Here is a 21,283-nt window from a genome sequence, read left to right on the forward strand (position 1 = left end):
TGTTATAAAACCTGATTAATGAAGAAACACAAAGCCATTCGATTTATAATGGTTTCCACTTTTTTATTCCTCCAAATTTCATTTTTAGCCTTTATGGTAAAGGAAAAATACGAATCAGAAACCTTCTTTGCTGTTGCTTTACTGCTTATTATTTCAATAACCATGTTACTGGGATACAGGTATTTGGATTTACATCACGAAGAATACGCTTACGAAAATATTTCCGTGGTTCTCTGGGTTCCTGTTGGAGCTGTAATATGTTATCTTTTAAATATCACTGCAGGCTTGGGAAGTGTTTTATCTGCTGGGATCACCGGTACCTTGGCCTCTTTTTTGCCTTTGTTTAATAAGAAATCCGAGTATTTGAGTAAAGTACCAACAGCCATTTATTGTGGCGCTTTCATTGGAATGTCAAGCCTGAAAATTACCCCATCCATTGGCTATGTGATGGCAGCCGGAATGATTGGAAGTGGAACAATGCTGTTGTCTAAGAATTTGTTCTTGGGCATAGGTGGAAAGCTTGGGACCGTTGCTTTTGTGGGAGTTGTTATTGTTTACTTAATTTATTGGGTTATTAAATGAACTGGCTAATTCTAATTATTACCGGAGCTATTGGCGCCATACTTACATTTATTGTTAGTGAGCAGCTAGAGCAAGGAGCTGTAAGGGCTTCGGCATTATTGTCCTTAATTGTAGGGCTGTTTTTTTATTGTTTTCCTGACTTACTTAATCCGTACCTCACTAAAAATATACAGATTGTGTTTATCGGATCTACTTTTGTTGGCATGGTTTCTTCAAACTTCATGAGTGGATATACTCGATTGGCCTTGGCAGGATCTCTATTCAGCATAGTTTATATCAATAATAGTGGTTTTTATGAAGGCTATGGAGGAGCACTTGGGGCATTGGCTTTGATCGCTTTGCTGTCGACAATGGGGATTTCAGAAGTACTCTCAAAAAAAAATAAACTGACCAATAGTTTCCAATGGATCCGGAATAGGGTTTATAATCCTAAAAAATAATACCCGTCAGTTAATATAAAATCTATGCTTATTTAGCAGATAACAATTAGCTATTAAAATTCAAGTTTATTAAAAATTCCCCGCTCAAGTATAGCCCTGTGGTTGTTGCAAATCGGTAGGGATAGCATGGACCTCCGGCAGCACATAAACCTTGACCTACTTTTGATGGTTTTTGAAATCTCCCATTAAATAACTAAATTTGTAACTTATCAAATCTAGTATCAAGTACAGCTTTTTTATTTTTATTTGTAGTGGGGATCACTTTAACCTCTCTACCATAATGTAAAGCATCAATGAAAGTAATTTTTTTACTTTCATTACTCTTATTGCAGTTTCGATTGATTCATTAATTAATCTTGTGTTTTCGAGTTGCCAATGTTTGAGTCATAATTTTTAGATTTAATTATTATGTCTTTTTGGTACAACAAAGGCAATATTTCTTTTCACATCTGCAATTCTATAGGGTATTCATTTTCACATTTGAATATGGACGATTTAAAAACATACTAAAACTATTGTTAACCCTTTCAGGAAAATATTAAAATAATTTTTTGCCAATATATCGGCAAGCATTGAAGGAAAAAAATTTAGACATCGGTTAAGTAGGAGTTTTAACTTTAAAAGTCAGTGATAGAAAATAACAGGCGACCATTTACATAAGTATTTTAAGAATAAAATCTTAAAATATGACTGTTGAAACTTTATCAATTTGGCTGTCTTGTCTACCTATAATAAATTAAGCTTTGATCCATAATTTTTATGAGGTCGGAAATAGAAAACTTTTTTTCAGGTCTTTTGACTATAAAGTTTAAAGAATGCGAATTGAATATTTGCGAATATAAACACCCCGTTTCAATGCTTTCGGATTAATTTAAACTAGAAAACACCATAACTATGAGAACTACAATATATGATTTTTTGAAAATGAGTTTTGCCATATTATTACTTTATGGCTGCAATCTATCTTCACCAGAAGACATTGATGATCTGGATAATAATGCCAATACATTGTCTTTACCTGAAGGGTTTGACTTTAGTACTTATCACGATGTCACAATTAATATTATTGACAATGAAGGTTATGCCAAATACGATGTCTATGCCTATACCGATGAATTATACGATGCAGGAACTGAAACCTATGAAGATGAATCCGGCGAAACTGTTACGGAAACGGTTTACAAATCAGAAGTTTTGGATAAACTGATTTTTAGCGGTGTACCAAAAAACGGAGTGCTTAATCAAACAATTAATTTACCTAAATTTTATAGCAAAGTATATATACGGAGAAATGAGCACCTCAACTTCTCCTCTTCAATCGAGGATATTGTGGACCAAGAAGTGAAATTCAATTTTTCTGACAATCAGCGAAATTTAAGAACTACTGCAGTAAAAAACGTAACTGATTATTTGTATGCTGTAAATGGCGATGGGCAACTATTTCAAATAGATCCTTTAACGGGTGTGCTTACAGATTTGTCAAATATGCCAATGGGCAGTTATACCTGTGCAATTGATCAGGAAAATAAGTTGCTCTATTCTATTGGTAGAAGCAGCCCATATCCCATTATGAAATATTCTATTGAGGAAGATACCTGGGAAACTGTGGCAAACCTTGGCTTTGGTGGCCCTCGATTAGAATTTAATTCAAAAGATGGTTTGTTGTATTTTTCAAATGGTTCCAAGCTTTATACACTTGATCCTACCACTGGAGCCCGATTAGACACATGGAATATTATTGGCCTTCACAATACAAGTGGAGGAGATTTGGCCTTTTCAGATGAAGGTGAGTTGTTTTTATGCTCAGCTTCTGGTTTGTATGGAATGGAATTAGATGCAGATGGTAATTATCAAAGCACTAGAATAAGTGCAGATGACTTGCCTTTTACCCCTACATCCATGACTTTTGATTCTAATCAAGAATTGTGGATAGCAGATATTTCCGGCTATGCCAATTTAATTATTATGGATACGGAAACCGGTGGTTGGCAATACAATTATGGAGTCAAGGCAAATAACAATACTACCTATAAACGGTCAATACATGATTTAACGACTTTTAGGGTGTATTCTGATATTGTAGATGAAACCGATTCAGACGGAGATGGTATATTTGATCAAGATGATGCCTACCCTGATGATGCTGAGGCAGCTTTTGAGTTATTTACTCCAAGTAAATACGGTAAAGGGACAATAGCATTCGAAGATTTATGGCCATCGACCGGGGATTATGACTTCAATGATGCTGTTTTAAGTTATCAAGCCATTGCTGTATTGAATGCTGATAATTTGGCCGTACGTTTAGATTTAATATGCAATATTAAAGCCAATGGTGCAGGTTATACAAATGGAATCGGAATTGAAATAGAAGGCCTGGATCCCTCTCAAATTGAAAGTGTATCAGGGCCTGTGTTAACAGAGAATTTTATTATCTTAAATGCTAATGGTACAGAGTCAGGCCAAGAAAATGCTGTTATTATTTTAGCCGATGATGTGGATAATATTTTAAATGAAACCACCATTTCTGTAAATTTTGTAGCACCTGTCAGTACCTCTGATCTAGGGGTAGCTCCTTTCAATCCTTTCATAATTGTCGATATGGACAGAGAGAAAGAAATTCACCTGCCTTATATGAAGATTACTAGTTTAGGGAATTCTAGCTTGGAATTTACCGGGGACAATAAAGATACTGATGGTGATTTTATTTCGGACAATGGATTCCCATGGGCAATAAGTATCATTCATGATTTTAAGGTTCCAAAAGAAAAAACAAATATAACTTCTGCATATAACTATTTTGGTGCTTGGGCAGAATCTGGAGGTACCACCAATGTAGATTGGTATAAAGATAACCCAGGGAATAGAAATGATGATTTATTGGAGTAATAATTTCCTCTAGTACAATGTTAATTTTCAACCTATTGCAGGTGATTTTTGACCCAAAAGTAAAGCAGCCCGAAGTCACACTCCGGGCTGCTATTTTTATGTTTAAATTGTCCAGTTTTTAGAATAAATTCACTATTACTCTGAGGTAGATATTGTCCTCTTGTTTTGATTATTTTGACTTTTATTTGCGGGGTCTCGCAACCAAATACAAACAAGCCCGTTAGGAACAATTATCAAAACCATAAACATACTGGTTGGTATTTTTTTTAAATTTGAGTTATGCAACAAGAAATAAAGTCCGAAGCTACCAAACAACTTATTGCTGAAAAGGCTTTTAACCTGTTTTATAAAAATGGTTTTAAGTCCACAAGCATTGATAACATAATGAAAGAAACTTCATTAAGCAAAGGAGCATTCTACCACCATTTTAAAAGCAAAAAAGAAATAGGACTGGCAGTAATTGGTTTAAAGATTCAAAAGAGGGTCATGGATGTGATGATTTTGCCTTTAAAAGAGCCTGGAAATGCCTACGATACAATTGAAAATGTATTTACGAAACGATTAAAAGGGTTTTCATTGTTTGAGAAACAACACGGTTGTCCTATGAATAATTTTATTAACGAATTGGGAGACAATGAAATTGCCTATCAATCGGCACTTAAAAATATAATAGAAGATTGGAAAAACCATCTAATTCAGATAATAGAGAGAGGCAAGCTTGAAAGATCCATCAAACATGATACTCCAAGTGAGGCCGTTGCCATTTACTTGATCAGTGCGTTTGAAGGAATCAGAGGTTTAAGAAAACTATATAATAATGATGCTGTTTTTGATGAATTTCTGACAGGACTTTCATTGTACTTAAAACAAATAAAATTTTAATTTTTTTTACCCAAAAACATACTGATTAGTATGTTAATTTAAAACATTAATCACATGAAAAACAAGAGAAGAGATTTTATAAAAAGATCGACCTTATTAGGTCTTGGAGCAGCAGCTACCTCACAAGTAGCAGCTACAGCTGGTAATAGGGATGGGGAAATAATGGACAACAAAAAAGGGCCAAAAGTTTTGTTCTTTGATGTGAATGAAACCTTATTGGACTTAACAGTCATGAAAGAGAGCGTTGGCAAGGCATTAGGAAACAGGAGCGAATTACTTCCTTTATGGTTTACTACAATGTTGCAATACTCTCTCGTGACAACTGTAGGTAGACAGTACAATGATTTTGGAATAATTGGGGTAGCAGCATTACAGATGGTGGCTGCAAACAATAATATTACCCTTACAGAAGCCCAGGCAAAAGAAGCTATACTTACCCCTATACGATCATTGCCGGCCCACCCCGAAGTAAAGGAATCGCTGGAAAGATTAAAAAAAGCCGGATATAAATTGGTATCCTTTACAAACTCATCAAATAAAGGTGTAGAAACGCAATTTAAAAATGCAGGTTTGACTTCCTATTTTGAGGAGCGATTAAGTGTAGAAGACATTGGAAAATTTAAGCCTCATACAGATGCCTATGATTGGGCTGCAAGAAAAATGGGAGTTGCTCCAAGTGACTGTTTATTAGTAGCAGCCCATGGTTGGGATATTGCAGGTGCAGTTTGGGCCGGATGGAGAGGTGCTTTTATTAGCAGGCCTGGAGCGCAACTGTATCCCCTTGCTCCAAATCCTGAAATTAATGAAAAGGATTTAAAATTAGTGACGGATAGATTAATCGCATTGAAATGAAAAAAGTAGTAAATCAAATAATTAATCTATTATCCATTTTACTCCTATTGTATTTTGCTGTGCCAAAAATTATTGGCCTCCCACAAAGTATGGCTGGGTTTTCACAGTTTGAAAGTGTGTTGCATATCAATGCGGATTTTTTCAGGCTTTTTACAGGATTTTCAGAGTTGGTAATAGCCTCGTTAATTTTAATTTATGTTTTCACCAAGAACAAGATGGTAGGTACGGGTGCTTTTCTTTTTTTACTGGCAACTATGATTTCAGCTTTAGCAATAGAATTTTTTGTTAGGCCACAAGCGGTTTTGCTTTTGGTGGTCATAGCCATTCTGTTAACATCCACATCCATATATAAACTAAATAACATCCTTAATTATGAAAAGCTTAAACAATAAAGTAATAATAGTAACCGGTTCTTCAAAAGGGATAGGAAAAGAAGTGGCAATCTTATTGGCAGAAAATGGGGCTAAAATAATTGTCAACCATTCTAATAGTGAAAAGGAAGCTGAGAATACAGTTAATACCATCCTTAACAATGGAGGAGAAGCCATAGCGGTAAAAGCAGATGTTAGCAAAAGAGAACAAGTAACTGAACTATTTGACAAGGCTATAGTAACTTTTGGAAAAGTGGATGTCTTAGTTAACAATGCAGGAATTATGTTTTCTAAAATGTTAAAAGACAATACTCAAGAAGACTTTACTAGGCTTTTTGATGTAAACGTAAGAGGAGTCTTTAACACACTTCAAGAGGCTGAAAGTAAACTTGCTGACAATGGAAATATCATTAATTTTTCATCAAGTACGGCCAAATTAATGTTCCCAACTTACTCTTTGTACTCTGCTTCAAAAGCAGCAGTGGAACAAATAACAAGGGTTTTTTCAAAGGAGATAGGAAGAGGCATTTCTGTAAATTCCATAGCGCCCGGAGCCACCGCTACAGAATTGTTTTTAACCGGGAAATCACAAGAAACCATTGACAAATTAAGTGCTATGAATGCATTTAACCGTTTAGCAGAACCAATCGATATAGCAAAAGTAGTATTGTTTTTAGCCAGTGATGATTCAAAGTGGATATCGGGTCAGGTTATTGGGGCCAATGGAGCTTTGGTATAGGGCAATTGACTTTTTAATTTCAACTTCTCATTTTGTAAGTGCTTTGGTAGGTTGTTTTCTTTTCACAATCCGTATATAAAGAGCTAACAATTAGTGGTTGATATGGTATTCAACAATCATTTTTGTTAGCTATTCTTTTAGATAGGGTGATTTGAAAAAAGTCAATAGAGAATTTATTAATTAACTTGAACTGACTTTTCATATTTTTTTCTTAAAACTCATAATTCAACAATTGTGTTTAATAAAATATATTTTTCCAAATTATCAGATAAATTCTCATTTCTTTTTTTTACAATTCTAGTGTATATATAGAGTAGTTAAAAAGAAATATTATTATTTATAGGTATGGAATATAATAAATTTTTACAATTATAAATTAATTCTTTATAATATTTAGTAATTTAGATATTATTGTTTTTTTTTTTTTTTTTTATAAAAAACATTATTTATCTAAAGTATGGTTGGTGATTTTTATTAGAAAAAATCCTATGTTAGGCTAAAGTTCTTTCAATTATGAAATATAAATACTTATTGACGCTTGTGTGTTTTGTAATTTGTTTTTCAACAGTGGCACAAACTTTTGCTCCGGCATTTCAAGGATATAGTAGAAAGAAGACTACTTTTATTACACTTAAAAATGGAAATGAAATAGCAGTAGTTGTGAAAAAATTATTCTTTAAAAAAGGACTAATTGATGATTTGAAAGTTGAGAAATCAAGTGATGGTAAAAAGATAAAAATTAATCCTGAGGAAATTGACCATATGTATATTCCGCCCAGTGCCTTGGCCAAGTTTAATCAGTTTGTGGATGCAAGTTCTGATTTAAATAAGTTACAAGACAATGAACTATCCTCAGAACATTTGGATGATGGCTATCTTTACATGGAGTCATCTAATGTTCAGGTGAAAAAGAACAAGTCTCAGTATTGCATGTTACAAGTAATGAACCCTACCTTCAGTAAAAAAATAAAAGTTTACAATGACCCATTTGCAAAGGAAACAGCAAGTTTAAGTTTTGGAGGGATGACTGTGGCAGGTGGATTGGACAAGTCTTATTACATTAAGAAAAATGGTGAAGACATAGCAAGACGAATAAAGAAAAAAGAATATAAAAAAGACATGGAAGAGATTTTTGCTGAATGTTCTGCTGTCATCGAAAAGTATAAGGACGAACCTAAATGGTCAGAATTCGAACAATTTGTTTATGATTACTCAACCATGTGTGAATAAAATGCTTTTTTCCCGAATGTGATTTCGTTACTAAAGTAAAACCTATTGATTAGGTTTAAACAAGTCAGTTTGGATAGGAATTCGTCATTCGATTTAAGATTACCTGTTTTAATTAATTTGTTAATACCAATTTTTTAAATCTTTGAATTTTTTTTTGATAGTATAAAATCACTTTGATACTCAACTATTTTCATTCAAAAGCGACAGGGGTATATTTTTTCAGACCACTAGCTGTGAAATATTTTTAGGTATAAACCTAATTTTCTGTTATATTTCTAGAAATTTATTATAAATATTTTTATGGAAAGTCCCAACATCCCAAATGAATTTGACAGATTATTGGCATTGGCTGATTATGATTTGGACACTACGGAACTAGAAGATCAATTAAAAGATTTGACCAAATTAGCAGCCAAAGTGGCTGGTACTGATATTTCACTTGTAAACCTTATTGATGCGGTAACACAGTGGAGCGTGGCAGGAGTAGGAATGCCGGTCATGCAATTGCCAAGAGAGGACTCGGTCTGTCAGTATACCATTAAAGAAGATCAATCCCTTGAGATAAAGGACCTTTCAAAGGATGACAGGTTTAAGGATAAGTTTTATGTTGAAGATGATCCGAATTTAAGGTATTATTACGGCGTTCCCTTAAAAACGAGTTCAGGGCATAACCTTGGTGCTTTATGCGTGTTAGATACCAAGGCCATAACGATTACTCCCGAAAAAACAGATCTTCTGAAAATAATCGCGGAAGAAATCATAAATCGCTTGGATATTATCAAGTCGGTAAATGAATTGAAATCTGAAGTTAAGGATTCAATTGAGAAACAAGAGCAGGTGGCCCATGATATCAGGGGACCAATTGGAGGTATTATTGGTTTGGCCCAAATTATTAAAGATCAAGGCACCAATAATCAATTGGAAGATGTACTGGAATTTATTAAGGTAATACAAAGCAGTAGCCAATCTCTGTTAGAGTTGGCAGACCAAATACTTTCAACAAAGGCTAAAGGGAAATCTCAGAATAAATTGAACCTTCAAAACGAGTATAACCTCCAGGTGTTGAAAGAAAAATTGAACAACCTCTATGCCGTTCAAGCAGAACAAAAAAAGGTTAAATTTTCTGTGCAAATTAGCAGTAAGAACTTGGAAAAGAGTTTTTCAAAAGTTAAACTTTTGCAAATAATAGGTAATCTAATTTCCAATGCCATCAAATTTACGCCCGAAGGTGGGAGTGTAAGCATCTCACTTAGCCTTGAGGAAAAAAATTATATAAATAATTTGAGAGCAAAAATAAGTGATACTGGAACTGGTATGACGGCGGCACAAATTGAAGAAATACTAAATGGTGAGAGTCAAACTACTCAAGGCACCGCAGGTGAGTTGGGCTATGGTTTTGGTTTGCCATTGGTAAAGCATCTTATTGATGGTCTAGGGGGAGTTTTAAAAATAGATTCCAAGTTGGGGGAATACTCAGCTTTTGAAGTTATTATCCCCGTTTGAATTTTACCTAAAACCATTTGATTATTCCTCTATTTAAAACTGGATTTATTTCTAATTGCTTATAAACTTGGGTTATGAAATAGGATTTCCCATGTATACGGGAAAGGTTGGGATCGCAAAAAAAATCCGGCTGTTTAGAAATTTTAGCTTAGCATCACTAAGGTGGTGAACCATAGGCTTGAAAACAGCAATAAAGTGGCTGATTTTGAGGTGATTTCAACACGTATTATAAAATTTTTTACCTATTTCGGGCTAAAGGAAAGATATTGAGAAAAAAAAGGTCCTCTATTAAAGAGGACCTTTTTACTTACTGACACTGTTTCAATACGATTTATTTTTAATTAAATACTGTATTGAAATCTTTCAATTTTTGATCTATTTGAGTGTCAATTTCAAATGAGAATTTAAATTTTTCCCATTCAAAGGTAACTCTAGCTACTTTATTGTCTTCAGCTGATATTGAGTAAGAAAGTCTTTCTTTTGATTCCATTGATTTTACCGGACTCACACTCAATGATACAGCATCATCTTTTGCAAGGGCAGCTGCATTTACTTTTCCCTCTTGCATGTAGGCGTAAATCGCATTGCCTTTGTTATTGAAATGTATGGTCCAGTTTCCAGATTGGTTAGGAGTAATAAAAATAGAATATTTACCTGCATTTAATGTTTGCCCACCGATATTTACCACAGTGCTAAATTCAATAGTGGTTGGTGCATTTGCCCCAGCTCTCCATGGGCTACCATAAGGCACAAGATCACCGAAAATAGTCCTTCCTTTTACCCCCGGAGAGGAGTAGTCTATACTGATTTTAGTAAAGCCTACGTTTTGAGAAACAAAACTAGCAGGACTCGGTGCTGGTTCTTGCATTTGGGCCTGTGATTGGAAAACAATGGTGAAGGCCAATAAAATAGAAAGGCTTAACACTGTGTATTTAAATTTTAAGTTTTTCATGGAAATAGTTTTAAAAAGGAAAGATACTAAAGGCGATTTAAAAAAAATATTTTTTATTTGAATAGATTGACAAGCCTTAATGCTATGTTTTTAGCAAGTATAGATATTAGAAAGGCTATGAATTAAAACCGATTTTGTTATGGTGCTAATTTTCAGAACCTTGAGACTAAAGGATATGTTTGCGTTAAGAATTTTAACAATTATCCTGAAAACTATTTTGAGATGGAGCCCAACTGATGACAATGAACCAATTGTATTCTATTTCTTCTAAAAAAGATCTGCATTTGTGAGAAATTTAGCCTTACTCATATTAGATATGGGGTTTGCCCATATTTGTTTTTCACTTTAATTGAACCAAATATTTTGCTGTCTTCGTTCTATGCCTAAGGGAGCATAGGGTAAATTTGGCATTGCAGAAGATATATGATCCATCATGTTGGCTATTTTTTATATGATTTTACAATTGATTTTATAGTTTATTATGTTTACTTTAATTTAAGATTGCTTTTTTCTGATTTTTAGAAAGATAGCGCATATTTTATTGGGTGGTTTTTAGCTCAGAACGGTAGAGAATTCGTTAAATTTGATTTCCGATAAAAAACTACTAAAATTGAAGTAGGCATTTGCTCTTTGGTACATTACTATAAATGGAATCAATTTTCATTTATTCAGAACTTTAAGGATGAAGGATAAACCCACACGTCAAGAATTAGAAATTCAGATTAGTGAACTGAAAAGGCAAAACGCGACACTAAAATCAATCGCCAATGGTTTTCATGAAAATGAAAATGAACCTTTTGATTCCTTCAATAAAAAAAATCTCCAAAATGTAAGTATAGCCCCTACTGCTTCCATTTTTAACAATATGGGAGATTCAATTTTCGTGAAAGATGCTCAAAGTAGGCTGCTTCTGGTTAATAATGCTTTTTGTGAGCTGTTTAATCTTTCAAGAACTGAAATAATAGGAAAAACGCTTGCTGAAAATGTTCCAGCTGATGAAAGAGAAAGCTTTTTGAAAATTGACAAAGCTGTAATTGCTGAAGGTATTGAAAATATTAATGAAGAAACTTTAACTATTAACAATGTAACTAAAATCATTTCTACCCGAAAATCACGATTTATTGATTCTAACGGTAAGAAATTTTTGGTAGGGGCTATTCGTGATATCACTGAAAAGAAAAATGCGGAAAGGGCCTTAAAAGAAAATGAAAATAGGTATAGAAAACTTAATGCTACCAAGGATAAGTTGCTATCTATTATTGCTCATGATCTTAGAAGTCCCTTCAATAATATTATCGGCCTCTCGAGTTTGCTTCAAAAAAGATCAGATAGTTTTGAAGACAAGCAATCAGAAAAATACATTGACATAATTAATGCTACTGCTAAAGAGACCCTTGTATTACTCGATAATTTATTGAATTGGGCAAAATCTCAAACCGGAGAACTTACCATCAAGCTCGAAAAGACTACTTTACCTTCAACCATTGAACAAGTGATTTCACTTGAAAATAAACTAGCAGCCACCAAAGAAATCATATTGAATTATAGTAGTTTCGACAAAATTGAATTGTATACAGATCAAAATATTTTAAAAATTGTTCTAAGGAATTTGATTTCAAACGCCATAAAGTTCACAAATTATGGTGGGAATATTAATGTAAAGTCTGTTCAAAAAGGTGATTTAGTAGAGGTTTCTATTGAAGATGATGGGGTTGGAATGAGCAAGAAGACGGTAGAAAAACTGTTTGATATATATACGACTAAAACTTTGCTTGGTACCGCTAATGAGGTAGGTACTGGTTTAGGTTTGGCATTAAGTAAGGAGTTTATCAACAAGCTGGGAGGAGAGATAATGGTTACTAGTGAGGTTGGAAAAGGAAGTATATTTACAATTCTTTTACCTCTTAAAATGAGCAGTGCAGAGAGTAAAGTTCAGTAAATATTGGAACCACTAGCCCAATGTTTTTAGGCTAAAATAAAATTTAATTAGAAAAAAATGTCGATAACTAAGGAAGCCGAATTAATCGGAATGAAAAAAATCAGTGAGATAGTAGCAACTACTCTTAAATTAATGAGAGCCTATGCAAAGGTGGGAATGTCTACTAAGGAGTTGGATCAATATGGAGGTGGAGTCTTAAAAAGGTTTGGTGCAAAATCTGCCCCTTATGAAACCTACAATTTTCCGGGATATACTTGTATCAGTGTTAACCATGAAATGGCCCATGGACTTCCTTCAGTAGATAAAGTTTTAGCTGAAGGGGATTTAATTAATGTGGATGTATCAGCAGAATTAAATGGTTTTTGGGCAGATAATGGTGGTTCCTTTATTATTGGAGAGGATATCTACAATCATCAACCTTTGGTGGATGCTTCTAGCACAATTTTACGAAAGGCCATCAATAGTATTAAGGGCGGAGTTAAAATTGCTGATTTAGGCCATTTGATTGAAAGTGAGGCCAAGAAAAGAGGTTTTAAAGTGATTAAAAACCTTGCTGGCCATGGTGTGGGAGCTAGTTTACACGAAGATCCGGAAGATATTCTTAACTATAGAGTGAAAAGTAACAGAAATCGATTCAAGAAAAATACTACAGTTGCCATTGAAACTTTTATTTCTACCAAATCTACCTATGCAGTAGAATTAATGGACGGCTGGACATTAGTTGGGAACAAGGGAGGTTATATAACCCAACACGAACATACAATTCTTATTACGGACGACCGACCTATGGTGCTTACTGCCGATAATGGATTTTGGGAGTAATCCTTAGTTTTACCTTTCCAAATAATTGAATTATCGGCTGAATGTGATTGAATGCTTGCAAATAAGACAAATCCATTTAAGTTTTCCCTGAATTTAGTAAACAATGAATTATAAAGTTAGGTTAACTCTTCCTTTTCTTTTCTTCCTATTGCTTTTTGCTCAGCAAACAGAAGGTCAAGAAAGCGTATTGAAAGAACTTAAATCTCCTATTGTATTACAAGGTAACGATTCAGTAGCGTATAGAGATCCTGCCATTTTGTTCCATCAAGATGTTTTTTATTTGTTTTATACATTGGTGAAACCTGAAGGAGGGTTAATCTATTCCTATACGGCCATGAGCCAATCAAGAGATTTGATTCACTGGAGCCCTGGTAAAATTATTACCCCCAAAGGTCAGCATTTAAATTATTGCAGTCCGGGAAATGTAATACGATTCAATGACGAATGGGTTCTTAGCCTACAAACTTATCCTAGACCGGGGCTAGGGGTAAGGGATCCGGTAATGTATGGAACGGCTGAGGCTCGGGTGTATACCATGCGGAGCAAGGATTTGAAAAACTGGAGTGAGCCAGAACTTTTAAAGGTAAAAGGGCCTGATGTTGGTCAAGCAGACATGGGAAGGATGATCGATCCATACCTTGTGGAAGATATGGATGAAAAAGGAAAATGGTGGTGCTTTTATAAGCAAAATGGTGTAAGCATGTCTTATAGCTATGATTTAAAGAACTGGACCTATTGTTGTCATACCGAATCAGGCGAAAATGTAACCGTACTAACTGAAGATAATGAATACCTGTTGTTGCATTCTCCAGAAAATGGTATAGGGATCAAACGTTCTTCTAATTTAAAAGAATGGGAAGATTGGGGGGATTTGATTGTGCTGGGACAAGACCAATGGCAATGGGCCAAAGGAAGAATTACTGCAGGAACGGTGGTGGACTTAAGGGAGAATTCAAAGTATGGCAAGTACCTTATGTTTTTTCATGGTTCAGGACCAAAAACAGAGAAAGAAGGGGATTTTGATAAAAATTCTTCTATTGGGATTGCTTGGAGTGATGATTTGAAAAACTGGGAATGGCCTGGAAAAGAGCCAATATAATTCCTAGCTTAAAATATAAATGGATTAACTGATTGAATAAGTACATGCAGGAATCAAGAAGAAGTTTTTTCTCTAAAATGAGTTTAATGGGCTTTGCAGGCTTAACATTTCCCGCTATTCTTTCGGCTAGAAACACCCTAAAAAAAGTAAATGAGAAAGGGTTAACGATCCTATTCCAAGGTGACTCTATCACTGATGGTGCCCGCACAAGAAACAAAGACTGGAATCATATTATGGGACATGGTTATGCATACCTTATTTCTAGCCGTCTTTGGTTTGACTACCCCAAAGAAGATTTAATGTTTTATAATAGGGGGATTAGTGGAAATAAAGTGAAAGACTTACTTGACCGTTGGCAAAAAGATACCATTGATCTAAAACCTGATGTATTGAGCATACTGATTGGCGTAAATGATGTTTCAAGGATTATTGCAAATGAATATACTTTAGAAGAATGGCAGGAGAAGTATAAAAAATTGCTCCATAAAACTAAAGCAGAGCTCCCCAATACTTCAATATATTTATGTGAACCTTTCTTATTAATAGATGATTGGCCAAAGGAGAAAAAGCAGCAGTGGGAAGAGGTAATGAAAGTAATGCAAAAAATGGTTCGGCAGTTGGCTGAAGATTATAATTGTGTTCACATAGCTTTACAGGAACATTTTGATACTTCTCTCCAAAAGGCCCCTGCAAAATATTGGGTGTGGGATGGCGTACACCCCATGCCGGCCGGCCATGAATTAATTGCGCGTATTTGGATTAATAAGGCAAGTAAGCATTTGGGATTTCTAAAGGAGTAGCATTTGGGATTGTGGTTATTTGACTTGAAGTGAATCGGAGGTAAAATAGATTTGGATTTCGGAGTACATATTGGTTTAAATACCTATTGTTTGGGGTTAAGCTCAAATTAGACTTTTATTCAAGGGTGGAAAGAGTTTATTTTGGCTATTTATTATCGGATTTTCCATTATGAAGTAATACTTTTTATTCCCAATCAAATAAACCCAAAAACCACTTATTCAAGGCCTTGAGGGAAGGTAGGAGCTTACTGTACACCTGCCAGTAGATAGGTTGTTTCCTTCGCTTTTTGGTATTTCTTATAGCCTACTGATGACTTGTTTTCTTAATAAACTGAACAAGCTTTATGCGCATTATTTCTATGTCTGTCAACTACCCATACTTGCCGGACTGGTAGATTATTTGGAGTATTTGGGAATATTGGATATGATAAACAGTTATCCTGAATTGACTAATTTTTCAGTAAATGTAACAAGTGGTTTTTCTATATTTAAAGCCCTATCCACTAGTTTATTTTCTATCGTTCTTATATTGGTTTAATGATGCTTTTAATTTCTTATGTAACAAAAGTCCCTGAAAATGGAATCAAGATTTTGCACCTTTACAATATCAAACATAGACGGAATATTGTTTTGATAGGGTAGTTATGAAATTTAATTTATTATAACAAACCACGTCTATTAAAATGTGTTCAAACGACATTGTGCTATCTGGCTTGATGGTTCGGTGGTCTAAGTTGGTTTTAATAATGGGAATTTAAACTTGAATTATAATGGATTTTAGAAAGTTAATTAAGGAAAATAGAGGTACAATCGTAGACGTTAGGACCCCAATGGAATTTAGTGCCGGCAATGCAGCGGGTTCAATCAATATACCCTTACAAGAACTTGAAAGCAGAAAAGAGGAACTTAAATCATTGAGTCAGCCTTTAATTCTGTGCTGTGCGAGCGGGGGTAGAAGTGGACAAGCCACCCAATTTTTGAAACAACAGGGAATAGAATGTTGCAATGGGGGATCTTGGTTGGATGTTAATTATTTCCAAACACAAACTGTCTAAGACAATGCTAAATTCAATCAAACAAATACTTGGTTTTGGGCCTAAAGTTAATTTTGCCGATTTAATGAAAAGCGGTGCTGTAATCGTAGATGTTCGGACCAAAAAAGAATTTCAAGGAGGGCACATTAAAAAGTCAACCAATATGCCTTTAGATACGTTAAATAACAATCTAGGCAGGTTAAATGATAAAGACCAACCCATAATCACTTGTTGTGCAAGTGGTATGAGAAGTGCCTCAGCCAAAAGAATTCTGAAGGCCAAGGGCTTTAAAGAAGTTTACAATGGTGGAGCTTGGAACAGTTTGGAAAGTAAAATTTAGTATTAATTTTTAAAAATAAACCAAAATGAAAAACACGAATCAAATTGGACTTGATGTTGCTAAAAGTAAATCCCTTGCTGAAGGGCTTAACAATTTACTTGCAGATTATATGATGTTTTATCAAAACACTAGAGGGCTACATTGGAACATTAAAGGTGAGAAGTTTTTTGAACTGCATATGAAGTATGAAGAATTGTACAACGATCTATTGGTTAAGGTAGATGAAGTAGCAGAAAGGATATTAACACTGGGTGCAACTCCTTTACATACTTTTGATGACTATAAAAAGGTAGCTAAAATTAAAAGTGTAAGTAATGTTTCTGATGGGAATGAAGGGGTTCAGAGCATATTAGAAGCATTTGAAACCATCATACTAAGACAGCGTGAACTATTGGCGCTATCTGCCGATGCAGAAGATGAAGGTACCAATGCCTTGATGAGTGATTATATTAGCGAACAAGAAAAATTGGTTTGGATGTACTCATCCTTCTTAAGTAAATGAGAATTAAATAAAGGGCAATTTTTCTTAACAGTAGAAAAATTAAATTTATTTTAAATTCAATAAAAGCTTCCCGGTTTTGCTTTCAAGCAAAACCGGGAAGCTTTTTGATTGGTAAATATTCCCTTATCAAGCCTTATACCGTGGATTTGTAAAAAAACCTAATCCTATTTTTAGGTTTAATATCAGTTGAAATAGCTATCTTTTTGCAAAGAGATTTTGTTCACCATTTTGGGTACAGTGGAAATTTAATTGATTTGGCTTTTTAATATTGCTTATGAATGATAATGTGAAGCAAATAAGGAGGGATTTATCCTTATTAGGAATAAAAAAAGGAGATCATGTGCTGGTACATGCTTCCCTTAATTCCATTGGGAAGTTTCCGGATCGGGCCAATATTTTTGTTCAAACTTTTCTCGAGCATATAGGAGAGAAGGGAACCCTGCTAATGCCTAGTTTATCCTATAAAACCGTGAATAAATCACAGCCTGTTTTTAATGAACAGAATACAGCTTCCTGTGTCGGGGCACTGACAGAGTTCTTTAGAACATATCCGGGTGTAAAAAGAAGTATTCATCCAACCCATTCGGTTTGCGGAATCGGAGCTAAAGCAACTTTTCTTTTAAAGGATCATTTCATGGATGAAACACCCTGTGGTCCCTATTCACCTTTTGCCAGACTACCTATTGTTGGTGGGAAAGTCTTGTTCTTGGGTTGCGGCACGAGACCCAATACTTCCATGCATGCAGTGGAAGAGAAAATCATTCCACCCTATTTATTTGGAGAAAAAGTAAACCATATTTTGCAATTTTCTGACGGGAAATCGATCCAGAAAACCTATCAAAGACATGGGTTTAAAGGCTACGAGCAACGATATGATCGGCTATTTAATGTGCTTGAGCCTTCTGAGTACAGAACAGGCAAGATTTTGGAAGCCAAAAGCATTGTAATGTTGGCCTCGGCCATATGGGAAAAAGGGATCAAGTATTTGAAACAAGACCCCTTTTATTTTATAGATAAAGCCAATTAATTATTGGCTCGTGTGTGCATGGCAGCCACAACCACCCTGCATATACGTTCGTATGCTTTCATGCCAAGGGAATGCTTCATGAAAAAGGCTGTTTTCCCAATAGAAAGGCTTACGCTTTTTTGCTTCATGGCCTATTTCATCCATGGTGTCGGCCTTATAAAGCCTTCCATTAATCATGGTATGTGAAATTGAATTGGAATTTTGGATGTCCTCCAGTGGGTTTTCGTCCAATATAATTAAGTCGGCTAATTTTCCGGCATTGATGGATCCAATGTCTTTATCCATTCCTATATAAGCTGCTCCATTTATGGTGGCTGCTTTTAAAGCTTCATGGTTTGACATTCCTCCTTGTACCAGACTCCAAAGCTCCCAATGTGCACCCAATCCTTGCAATTGACCATGGGCACCCAAGTTGATTTTGACCCCATTTTTAGCAAGTGACTGTACCTGTTTGGAAGTGAGTATATGGCCATTTTCATATTCGGAATCCGGAGCCATGGTTCGATGACGGGAGCGAGCATCCACTAGCCCTCTTGGAGTAAAGCGCAGAAGTTTTTTATCTTCCCAAACATTCGTCTTTTGATACCAATAATTTTCTCCATTAAGCCCTCCATAATTGACTATTAGGGTAGGGGTATAGCCCACCTTCGACCTTTTCCAAAACTCAATCACGTCTTTGTAAACCGGAGCAATGGGAATATTGTGTTCTATACCTGTGTGTCCATCTTGTACCATTGATAAGTTGTGGAATAATGTTGAGCCTCCTTCTGGCACCACGTTGACCCCCAATTCTCTGGCGGCTTGCAGCACCTGCTGTCGCTGATCTCTTCTTGGTTGATTATAGGACTTGACAGATGTAGCGCCAAATGCCTTTGTACGCCGAATGGAGGATTTAGCATCCGCTAACTTATTGATAACAGCCTTAAAATCTCCGTCTGCACCATATAAAATAAATCCTGTACTGAATACTCTTGGTCCCACTAGTTGGCCACTTTTGATCATTTCAGCCAATGTAAATACCGTTTCGCTATTGGCAGAAGGATCATGAGAAGTAGTGACACCATAGGCAAGGTTGGCATACAATTGCCAGTTTTGCTGAACAGTAAGCCCATCTCTGAAAGCACCAATATGGGCATGTGCATCCACCATTCCAGGCATAATGGTTTTACCTTCCATATTATAGACAAGGGCATTTTTAGGAATTTGGACTTCTCCACTTTTACCGACCGATAGGATTTCAGCCCCTTCAACTACCAAGGTGCCATTTGTAATTACTTCCTCACCTTCCATGGTAATGATAGTGGCCCCGGTAAACGCTATGCTCCCTTTTGGTTGATCTACTTTAGCGGTAAGCCCTATTTCAAGGCCTTCTTGTTCCATATCATTTGTCATGTCACCCTCGGCCAAGAAAGGAAACTTGTCCGTCAAATTTGAACTAAAATATTTGTCTCCTAAAATCCAATGTACAGTTTCGCTATTCTTTGACCAATGCAGGTACAATCCGGCATCTTTATCAAGTAATGCCACAGGAACAGATTTACTATTGTTGTCTAGGTCTATAGTTTGCCCGTTAAGTACTAATGGTGACACATAGGCTTTATGTAAGTGGATAAATGCAACCCATTTATTGTCCGGACTTGGAACCAAACGGTTGCCATATTTAGAGGCCACATGCGTTTGCTCATCTTGTCCGTTTAAGTCGATTGATTTTAAGCTTTTGGTCAGGCTTCCAAAAAACTTTCCTCCGGTTTGGAAGAAAATTCTTTTTCCGTCTTGAGTGAAGCTTGGAAAATCACCCATGACATTTAAATATTTAGTGTGACCCGATTTAAGATTTAAAAGGTACAGTCCGGGATTTTTAGCAAAGGTTCTTCCTTGATCCAAGTTTCCACCCTCTTTTCTGTAAACCAATGTATTACCATCCGGTGAATAGCTTGGGTGTCTGTAAATTCCTTTTTCTTTTGTTAGAGGGGAGATTTTTTTACTATTTAGGTCAATTTCCAAGATGGCCCCTTTTTTTATATCATTCCAGGTAACAAAAGCTATTTTTTTGCCATCCGGAGAAAAAGAGGGTTCAGCTTCAAAATCTTCACCACTAGTCAGCCTTTTTGGTTTTCCATTGGGTAGTTTTTTAGTCCATATATAGCCTAGCGCCCTAAAAACGATGCTTTGACCATCAGGGGAGGTGCTCACATCCCTTATCATTTTAGCTGAAAACTCCTCTCGCTCAATACGATGGTCAAAATGAACCCATTTGGCCAAGGGCATATTCACATCTACAGAAAAAGGAACAATGCTTTGGTAACGGGTGGAAGTATTAATCCGATGGAGTTTACCCTTCGCCCAGATAACCAATTCTTCACCCTCAGGTAACCAAGCAAAGCCCGGATAAACGCCAAAGATGGCCCAAGCGGTTTGCTGGTCCTTGTTTAACTGGTCGTAAACAGGCCACTCTTCACCGGTTTTGAGGTCATGAATATATAACACGGTCTTCGTTCTTACCCGCTTGATAAAGGCCAGCTTGCTTCCATCAGGGGAGATTTGTGGTCTGGCTGCTCCACCCGGGCCTCCAGTGATGGTTTTTATTTCTCCGGTTTGAAAATCATACCTTTTGATCACATAAATTTGTCCATTGGGATCTCTATTGTATTGAAAGCTTCCTCCAGGAGACATGTCTTCACTATAATACAAATACCTGCCATCGGAAGATATAGAAGGTTCATTGACATCCTGCTGATCATTTTTTCTTTTGGTAAGTTGCAAACCTGTACCTCCTGAAATGTGATATTGCCACATTTCGCCGGCGCCTAAAGACCTTCCTGAGGTGAAATGTTTTCGAGCAACTAAAAAATTTCCATCAGGCATCCAATCTGCATTGTTTAACAAACGAAAAGACTCCTTTGTTATTTGTTTGGCTTCAGATCCATCTGCTTTCATTATCCAAATATTGTCTCCCCCTCCGGCATCTGAGGTAAAGGAAATCCATTTTCCGTCCGGGCTGAACCTAGGCTGCACTTCAAATGGCATTCCGGTTCTAAGGGCCTTCGCTTTACCACCTTTGATTGGAATGGAGTAAATATCTCCAAGCAGATCAAAAACTATCGTGCTGCCATCAGGGCTAATATCAAGGTTCATCCAGGTTCCCTCTTCAGTGGTGAAGTTTATCCAGTCAAAATCCCAATCACCATTTGGATTTGAAACATCCCAATCTGCTTCCTCTTGTGCCATTGCTGTAACTGATAGGGTCATTGCTACCACCAAAAATTGAAAAAACTTATGCATA

Annotated in this window: 20 protein-coding genes; 18 read left to right on the plus strand and 2 right to left on the minus strand. The window is 35.8% G+C overall.

Translation table 11 applies throughout. From position 1 onward, the window contains the following. Positions 1–18: 18 nt before the first annotated feature. The 9 genes from Q4534_RS16090 (at position 19) to Q4534_RS16130 (ending at position 9,485) form a co-directional block, all read left to right on the plus strand. The gene (locus Q4534_RS16090) at positions 19–582 is read left to right on the plus strand and encodes a hypothetical protein (protein WP_303614169.1); all 564 of its coding nucleotides are present in this window, start codon (positions 19–21) and stop codon (positions 580–582) included. Beyond that, positions 579–1,022 carry a hypothetical protein gene (locus tag Q4534_RS16095; protein WP_303614170.1) on the plus strand — a complete coding sequence of 148 codons (444 nt, stop codon included), beginning with the start codon at positions 579–581 and terminating at the stop codon, positions 1,020–1,022. Before Q4534_RS16090 ends, Q4534_RS16095 begins: the two co-directional genes overlap by 4 nt. 894 nt (positions 1,023–1,916) lie before the next feature. Further along, entirely contained in the window at positions 1,917–3,908 is a 1,992-nt protein-coding gene (locus Q4534_RS16100; protein WP_303614171.1) for an LruC domain-containing protein, read from the plus strand. Between the two features lie 279 nt (positions 3,909–4,187). Beyond that, positions 4,188–4,790: a TetR/AcrR family transcriptional regulator gene (locus tag Q4534_RS16105; RefSeq protein ID WP_303614172.1), complete on the plus strand. Its 603-nt coding sequence runs from the start codon at positions 4,188–4,190 to the stop codon at positions 4,788–4,790. Between the two features lie 54 nt (positions 4,791–4,844). Beyond that, a complete protein-coding gene (locus Q4534_RS16110; RefSeq protein WP_303614173.1) occupies positions 4,845–5,642 on the plus strand; it encodes a haloacid dehalogenase type II in 798 nt (265 codons plus the stop codon). Continuing rightward, on the plus strand, positions 5,639–6,034 hold the full coding sequence (locus tag Q4534_RS16115; RefSeq protein ID WP_303614174.1) for a hypothetical protein: 396 nt from the start codon (positions 5,639–5,641) through the stop codon (positions 6,032–6,034). The genes Q4534_RS16110 and Q4534_RS16115 overlap by 4 nt, the downstream gene beginning before the upstream one ends. Continuing rightward, positions 6,015–6,752 carry an SDR family oxidoreductase gene (locus Q4534_RS16120; RefSeq protein ID WP_303614175.1) on the plus strand — a complete coding sequence of 246 codons (738 nt, stop codon included), beginning with the start codon at positions 6,015–6,017 and terminating at the stop codon, positions 6,750–6,752. Before Q4534_RS16115 ends, Q4534_RS16120 begins: the two co-directional genes overlap by 20 nt. A gap of 513 nt (positions 6,753–7,265) precedes the next feature. Continuing rightward, the gene (locus Q4534_RS16125) at positions 7,266–7,982 is read left to right on the plus strand and encodes a hypothetical protein (protein ID WP_303614176.1); all 717 of its coding nucleotides are present in this window, start codon (positions 7,266–7,268) and stop codon (positions 7,980–7,982) included. Positions 7,983–8,282: 300 nt separating this feature from the next. Next, positions 8,283–9,485 carry an ATP-binding protein gene (locus Q4534_RS16130; protein ID WP_303614177.1) on the plus strand — a complete coding sequence of 401 codons (1,203 nt, stop codon included), beginning with the start codon at positions 8,283–8,285 and terminating at the stop codon, positions 9,483–9,485. A 337-nt stretch (positions 9,486–9,822) separates the two neighbouring features. Here the strand turns inward: Q4534_RS16130 and Q4534_RS16135 are convergent, their stop codons facing one another. Next, the gene (locus tag Q4534_RS16135) at positions 9,823–10,437 is read right to left on the minus strand and encodes a DUF2911 domain-containing protein (RefSeq protein ID WP_303614178.1); all 615 of its coding nucleotides are present in this window, start codon (positions 10,435–10,437) and stop codon (positions 9,823–9,825) included. Between the two features lie 682 nt (positions 10,438–11,119). Between Q4534_RS16135 and Q4534_RS16140 the strand changes: the two genes are divergently transcribed. From Q4534_RS16140 to Q4534_RS16180, 9 genes are all read left to right on the plus strand, one after another. Beyond that, positions 11,120–12,376 carry a PAS domain-containing sensor histidine kinase gene (locus Q4534_RS16140; protein ID WP_303614179.1) on the plus strand — a complete coding sequence of 419 codons (1,257 nt, stop codon included), beginning with the start codon at positions 11,120–11,122 and terminating at the stop codon, positions 12,374–12,376. Between the two features lie 57 nt (positions 12,377–12,433). Continuing rightward, positions 12,434–13,198 (plus strand): type I methionyl aminopeptidase, encoded by a 765-nt coding sequence (gene map, locus Q4534_RS16145; protein WP_303614180.1) that lies wholly within the window; start codon positions 12,434–12,436, stop codon positions 13,196–13,198. 103 nt (positions 13,199–13,301) lie between these two features. Continuing rightward, positions 13,302–14,297 (plus strand): hypothetical protein, encoded by a 996-nt coding sequence (locus Q4534_RS16150; protein WP_303614181.1) that lies wholly within the window; start codon positions 13,302–13,304, stop codon positions 14,295–14,297. Between the two features lie 44 nt (positions 14,298–14,341). After that, positions 14,342–15,097 carry an SGNH/GDSL hydrolase family protein gene (locus tag Q4534_RS16155; protein ID WP_303614182.1) on the plus strand — a complete coding sequence of 252 codons (756 nt, stop codon included), beginning with the start codon at positions 14,342–14,344 and terminating at the stop codon, positions 15,095–15,097. A gap of 310 nt (positions 15,098–15,407) precedes the next feature. Beyond that, on the plus strand, positions 15,408–15,635 hold the full coding sequence (locus Q4534_RS16160) for a hypothetical protein (protein WP_303614183.1): 228 nt from the start codon (positions 15,408–15,410) through the stop codon (positions 15,633–15,635). Positions 15,636–15,867: 232 nt separating this feature from the next. Then, complete coding sequence (locus Q4534_RS16165; protein ID WP_303614184.1) at positions 15,868–16,152, plus strand: rhodanese-like domain-containing protein; 285 nt, start codon at positions 15,868–15,870, stop codon at positions 16,150–16,152. Between the two features lie 4 nt (positions 16,153–16,156). Then, on the plus strand, positions 16,157–16,471 hold the full coding sequence (locus Q4534_RS16170) for a rhodanese-like domain-containing protein (RefSeq protein WP_303614185.1): 315 nt from the start codon (positions 16,157–16,159) through the stop codon (positions 16,469–16,471). Between the two features lie 25 nt (positions 16,472–16,496). Next, the gene (locus Q4534_RS16175) at positions 16,497–16,973 is read left to right on the plus strand and encodes a Dps family protein (RefSeq protein ID WP_303614186.1); all 477 of its coding nucleotides are present in this window, start codon (positions 16,497–16,499) and stop codon (positions 16,971–16,973) included. 274 nt (positions 16,974–17,247) lie between these two features. Next, positions 17,248–18,000 carry an AAC(3) family N-acetyltransferase gene (locus Q4534_RS16180; protein ID WP_303614187.1) on the plus strand — a complete coding sequence of 251 codons (753 nt, stop codon included), beginning with the start codon at positions 17,248–17,250 and terminating at the stop codon, positions 17,998–18,000. Here Q4534_RS16180 and Q4534_RS16185 read toward each other — a convergent pair whose 3' ends face one another. After that, entirely contained in the window at positions 18,001–21,282 is a 3,282-nt protein-coding gene (locus Q4534_RS16185) for an amidohydrolase family protein (protein ID WP_303614188.1), read from the minus strand. It lies immediately after the preceding gene. Position 21,283: the final 1 nt, after the last annotated feature.

It is taken from the genome of Cyclobacterium sp. 1_MG-2023, assembly GCF_030546805.1.
Lineage (GTDB): Bacteria > Bacteroidota > Bacteroidia > Cytophagales > Cyclobacteriaceae > Cyclobacterium.

Bases quoted from the DNA above. Each gene is read 5' to 3' on its own strand.
- Q4534_RS16090 (WP_303614169.1), top strand. From the start codon at position 19: ATGAAGAAACACAAAGCCATTCGATTTATAATGGTTTCCACTTTTTTA.
- Q4534_RS16095 (WP_303614170.1), top strand. From the start codon at position 579: ATGAACTGGCTAATTCTAATTATTACCGGAGCTATTGGCGCCATACTT.
- Q4534_RS16100 (WP_303614171.1), top strand. From the start codon at position 1,917: ATGAGAACTACAATATATGATTTTTTGAAAATGAGTTTTGCCATATTA.
- Q4534_RS16105 (WP_303614172.1), top strand. From the start codon at position 4,188: ATGCAACAAGAAATAAAGTCCGAAGCTACCAAACAACTTATTGCTGAA.
- Q4534_RS16110 (WP_303614173.1), top strand. From the start codon at position 4,845: ATGAAAAACAAGAGAAGAGATTTTATAAAAAGATCGACCTTATTAGGT.
- Q4534_RS16115 (WP_303614174.1), top strand. From the start codon at position 5,639: ATGAAAAAAGTAGTAAATCAAATAATTAATCTATTATCCATTTTACTC.
- Q4534_RS16120 (WP_303614175.1), top strand. From the start codon at position 6,015: ATGAAAAGCTTAAACAATAAAGTAATAATAGTAACCGGTTCTTCAAAA.
- Q4534_RS16125 (WP_303614176.1), top strand. From the start codon at position 7,266: ATGAAATATAAATACTTATTGACGCTTGTGTGTTTTGTAATTTGTTTT.
- Q4534_RS16130 (WP_303614177.1), top strand. From the start codon at position 8,283: ATGGAAAGTCCCAACATCCCAAATGAATTTGACAGATTATTGGCATTG.
- Q4534_RS16135 (WP_303614178.1), bottom strand. From the start codon at position 10,437: ATGAAAAACTTAAAATTTAAATACACAGTGTTAAGCCTTTCTATTTTA.
- Q4534_RS16140 (WP_303614179.1), top strand. From the start codon at position 11,120: ATGAAGGATAAACCCACACGTCAAGAATTAGAAATTCAGATTAGTGAA.
- map (WP_303614180.1), top strand. From the start codon at position 12,434: ATGTCGATAACTAAGGAAGCCGAATTAATCGGAATGAAAAAAATCAGT.
- Q4534_RS16150 (WP_303614181.1), top strand. From the start codon at position 13,302: ATGAATTATAAAGTTAGGTTAACTCTTCCTTTTCTTTTCTTCCTATTG.
- Q4534_RS16155 (WP_303614182.1), top strand. From the start codon at position 14,342: ATGCAGGAATCAAGAAGAAGTTTTTTCTCTAAAATGAGTTTAATGGGC.
- Q4534_RS16160 (WP_303614183.1), top strand. From the start codon at position 15,408: ATGACTTGTTTTCTTAATAAACTGAACAAGCTTTATGCGCATTATTTC.
- Q4534_RS16165 (WP_303614184.1), top strand. From the start codon at position 15,868: ATGGATTTTAGAAAGTTAATTAAGGAAAATAGAGGTACAATCGTAGAC.
- Q4534_RS16170 (WP_303614185.1), top strand. From the start codon at position 16,157: ATGCTAAATTCAATCAAACAAATACTTGGTTTTGGGCCTAAAGTTAAT.
- Q4534_RS16175 (WP_303614186.1), top strand. From the start codon at position 16,497: ATGAAAAACACGAATCAAATTGGACTTGATGTTGCTAAAAGTAAATCC.
- Q4534_RS16180 (WP_303614187.1), top strand. From the start codon at position 17,248: ATGAATGATAATGTGAAGCAAATAAGGAGGGATTTATCCTTATTAGGA.
- Q4534_RS16185 (WP_303614188.1), bottom strand. From the start codon at position 21,282: ATGCATAAGTTTTTTCAATTTTTGGTGGTAGCAATGACCCTATCAGTT.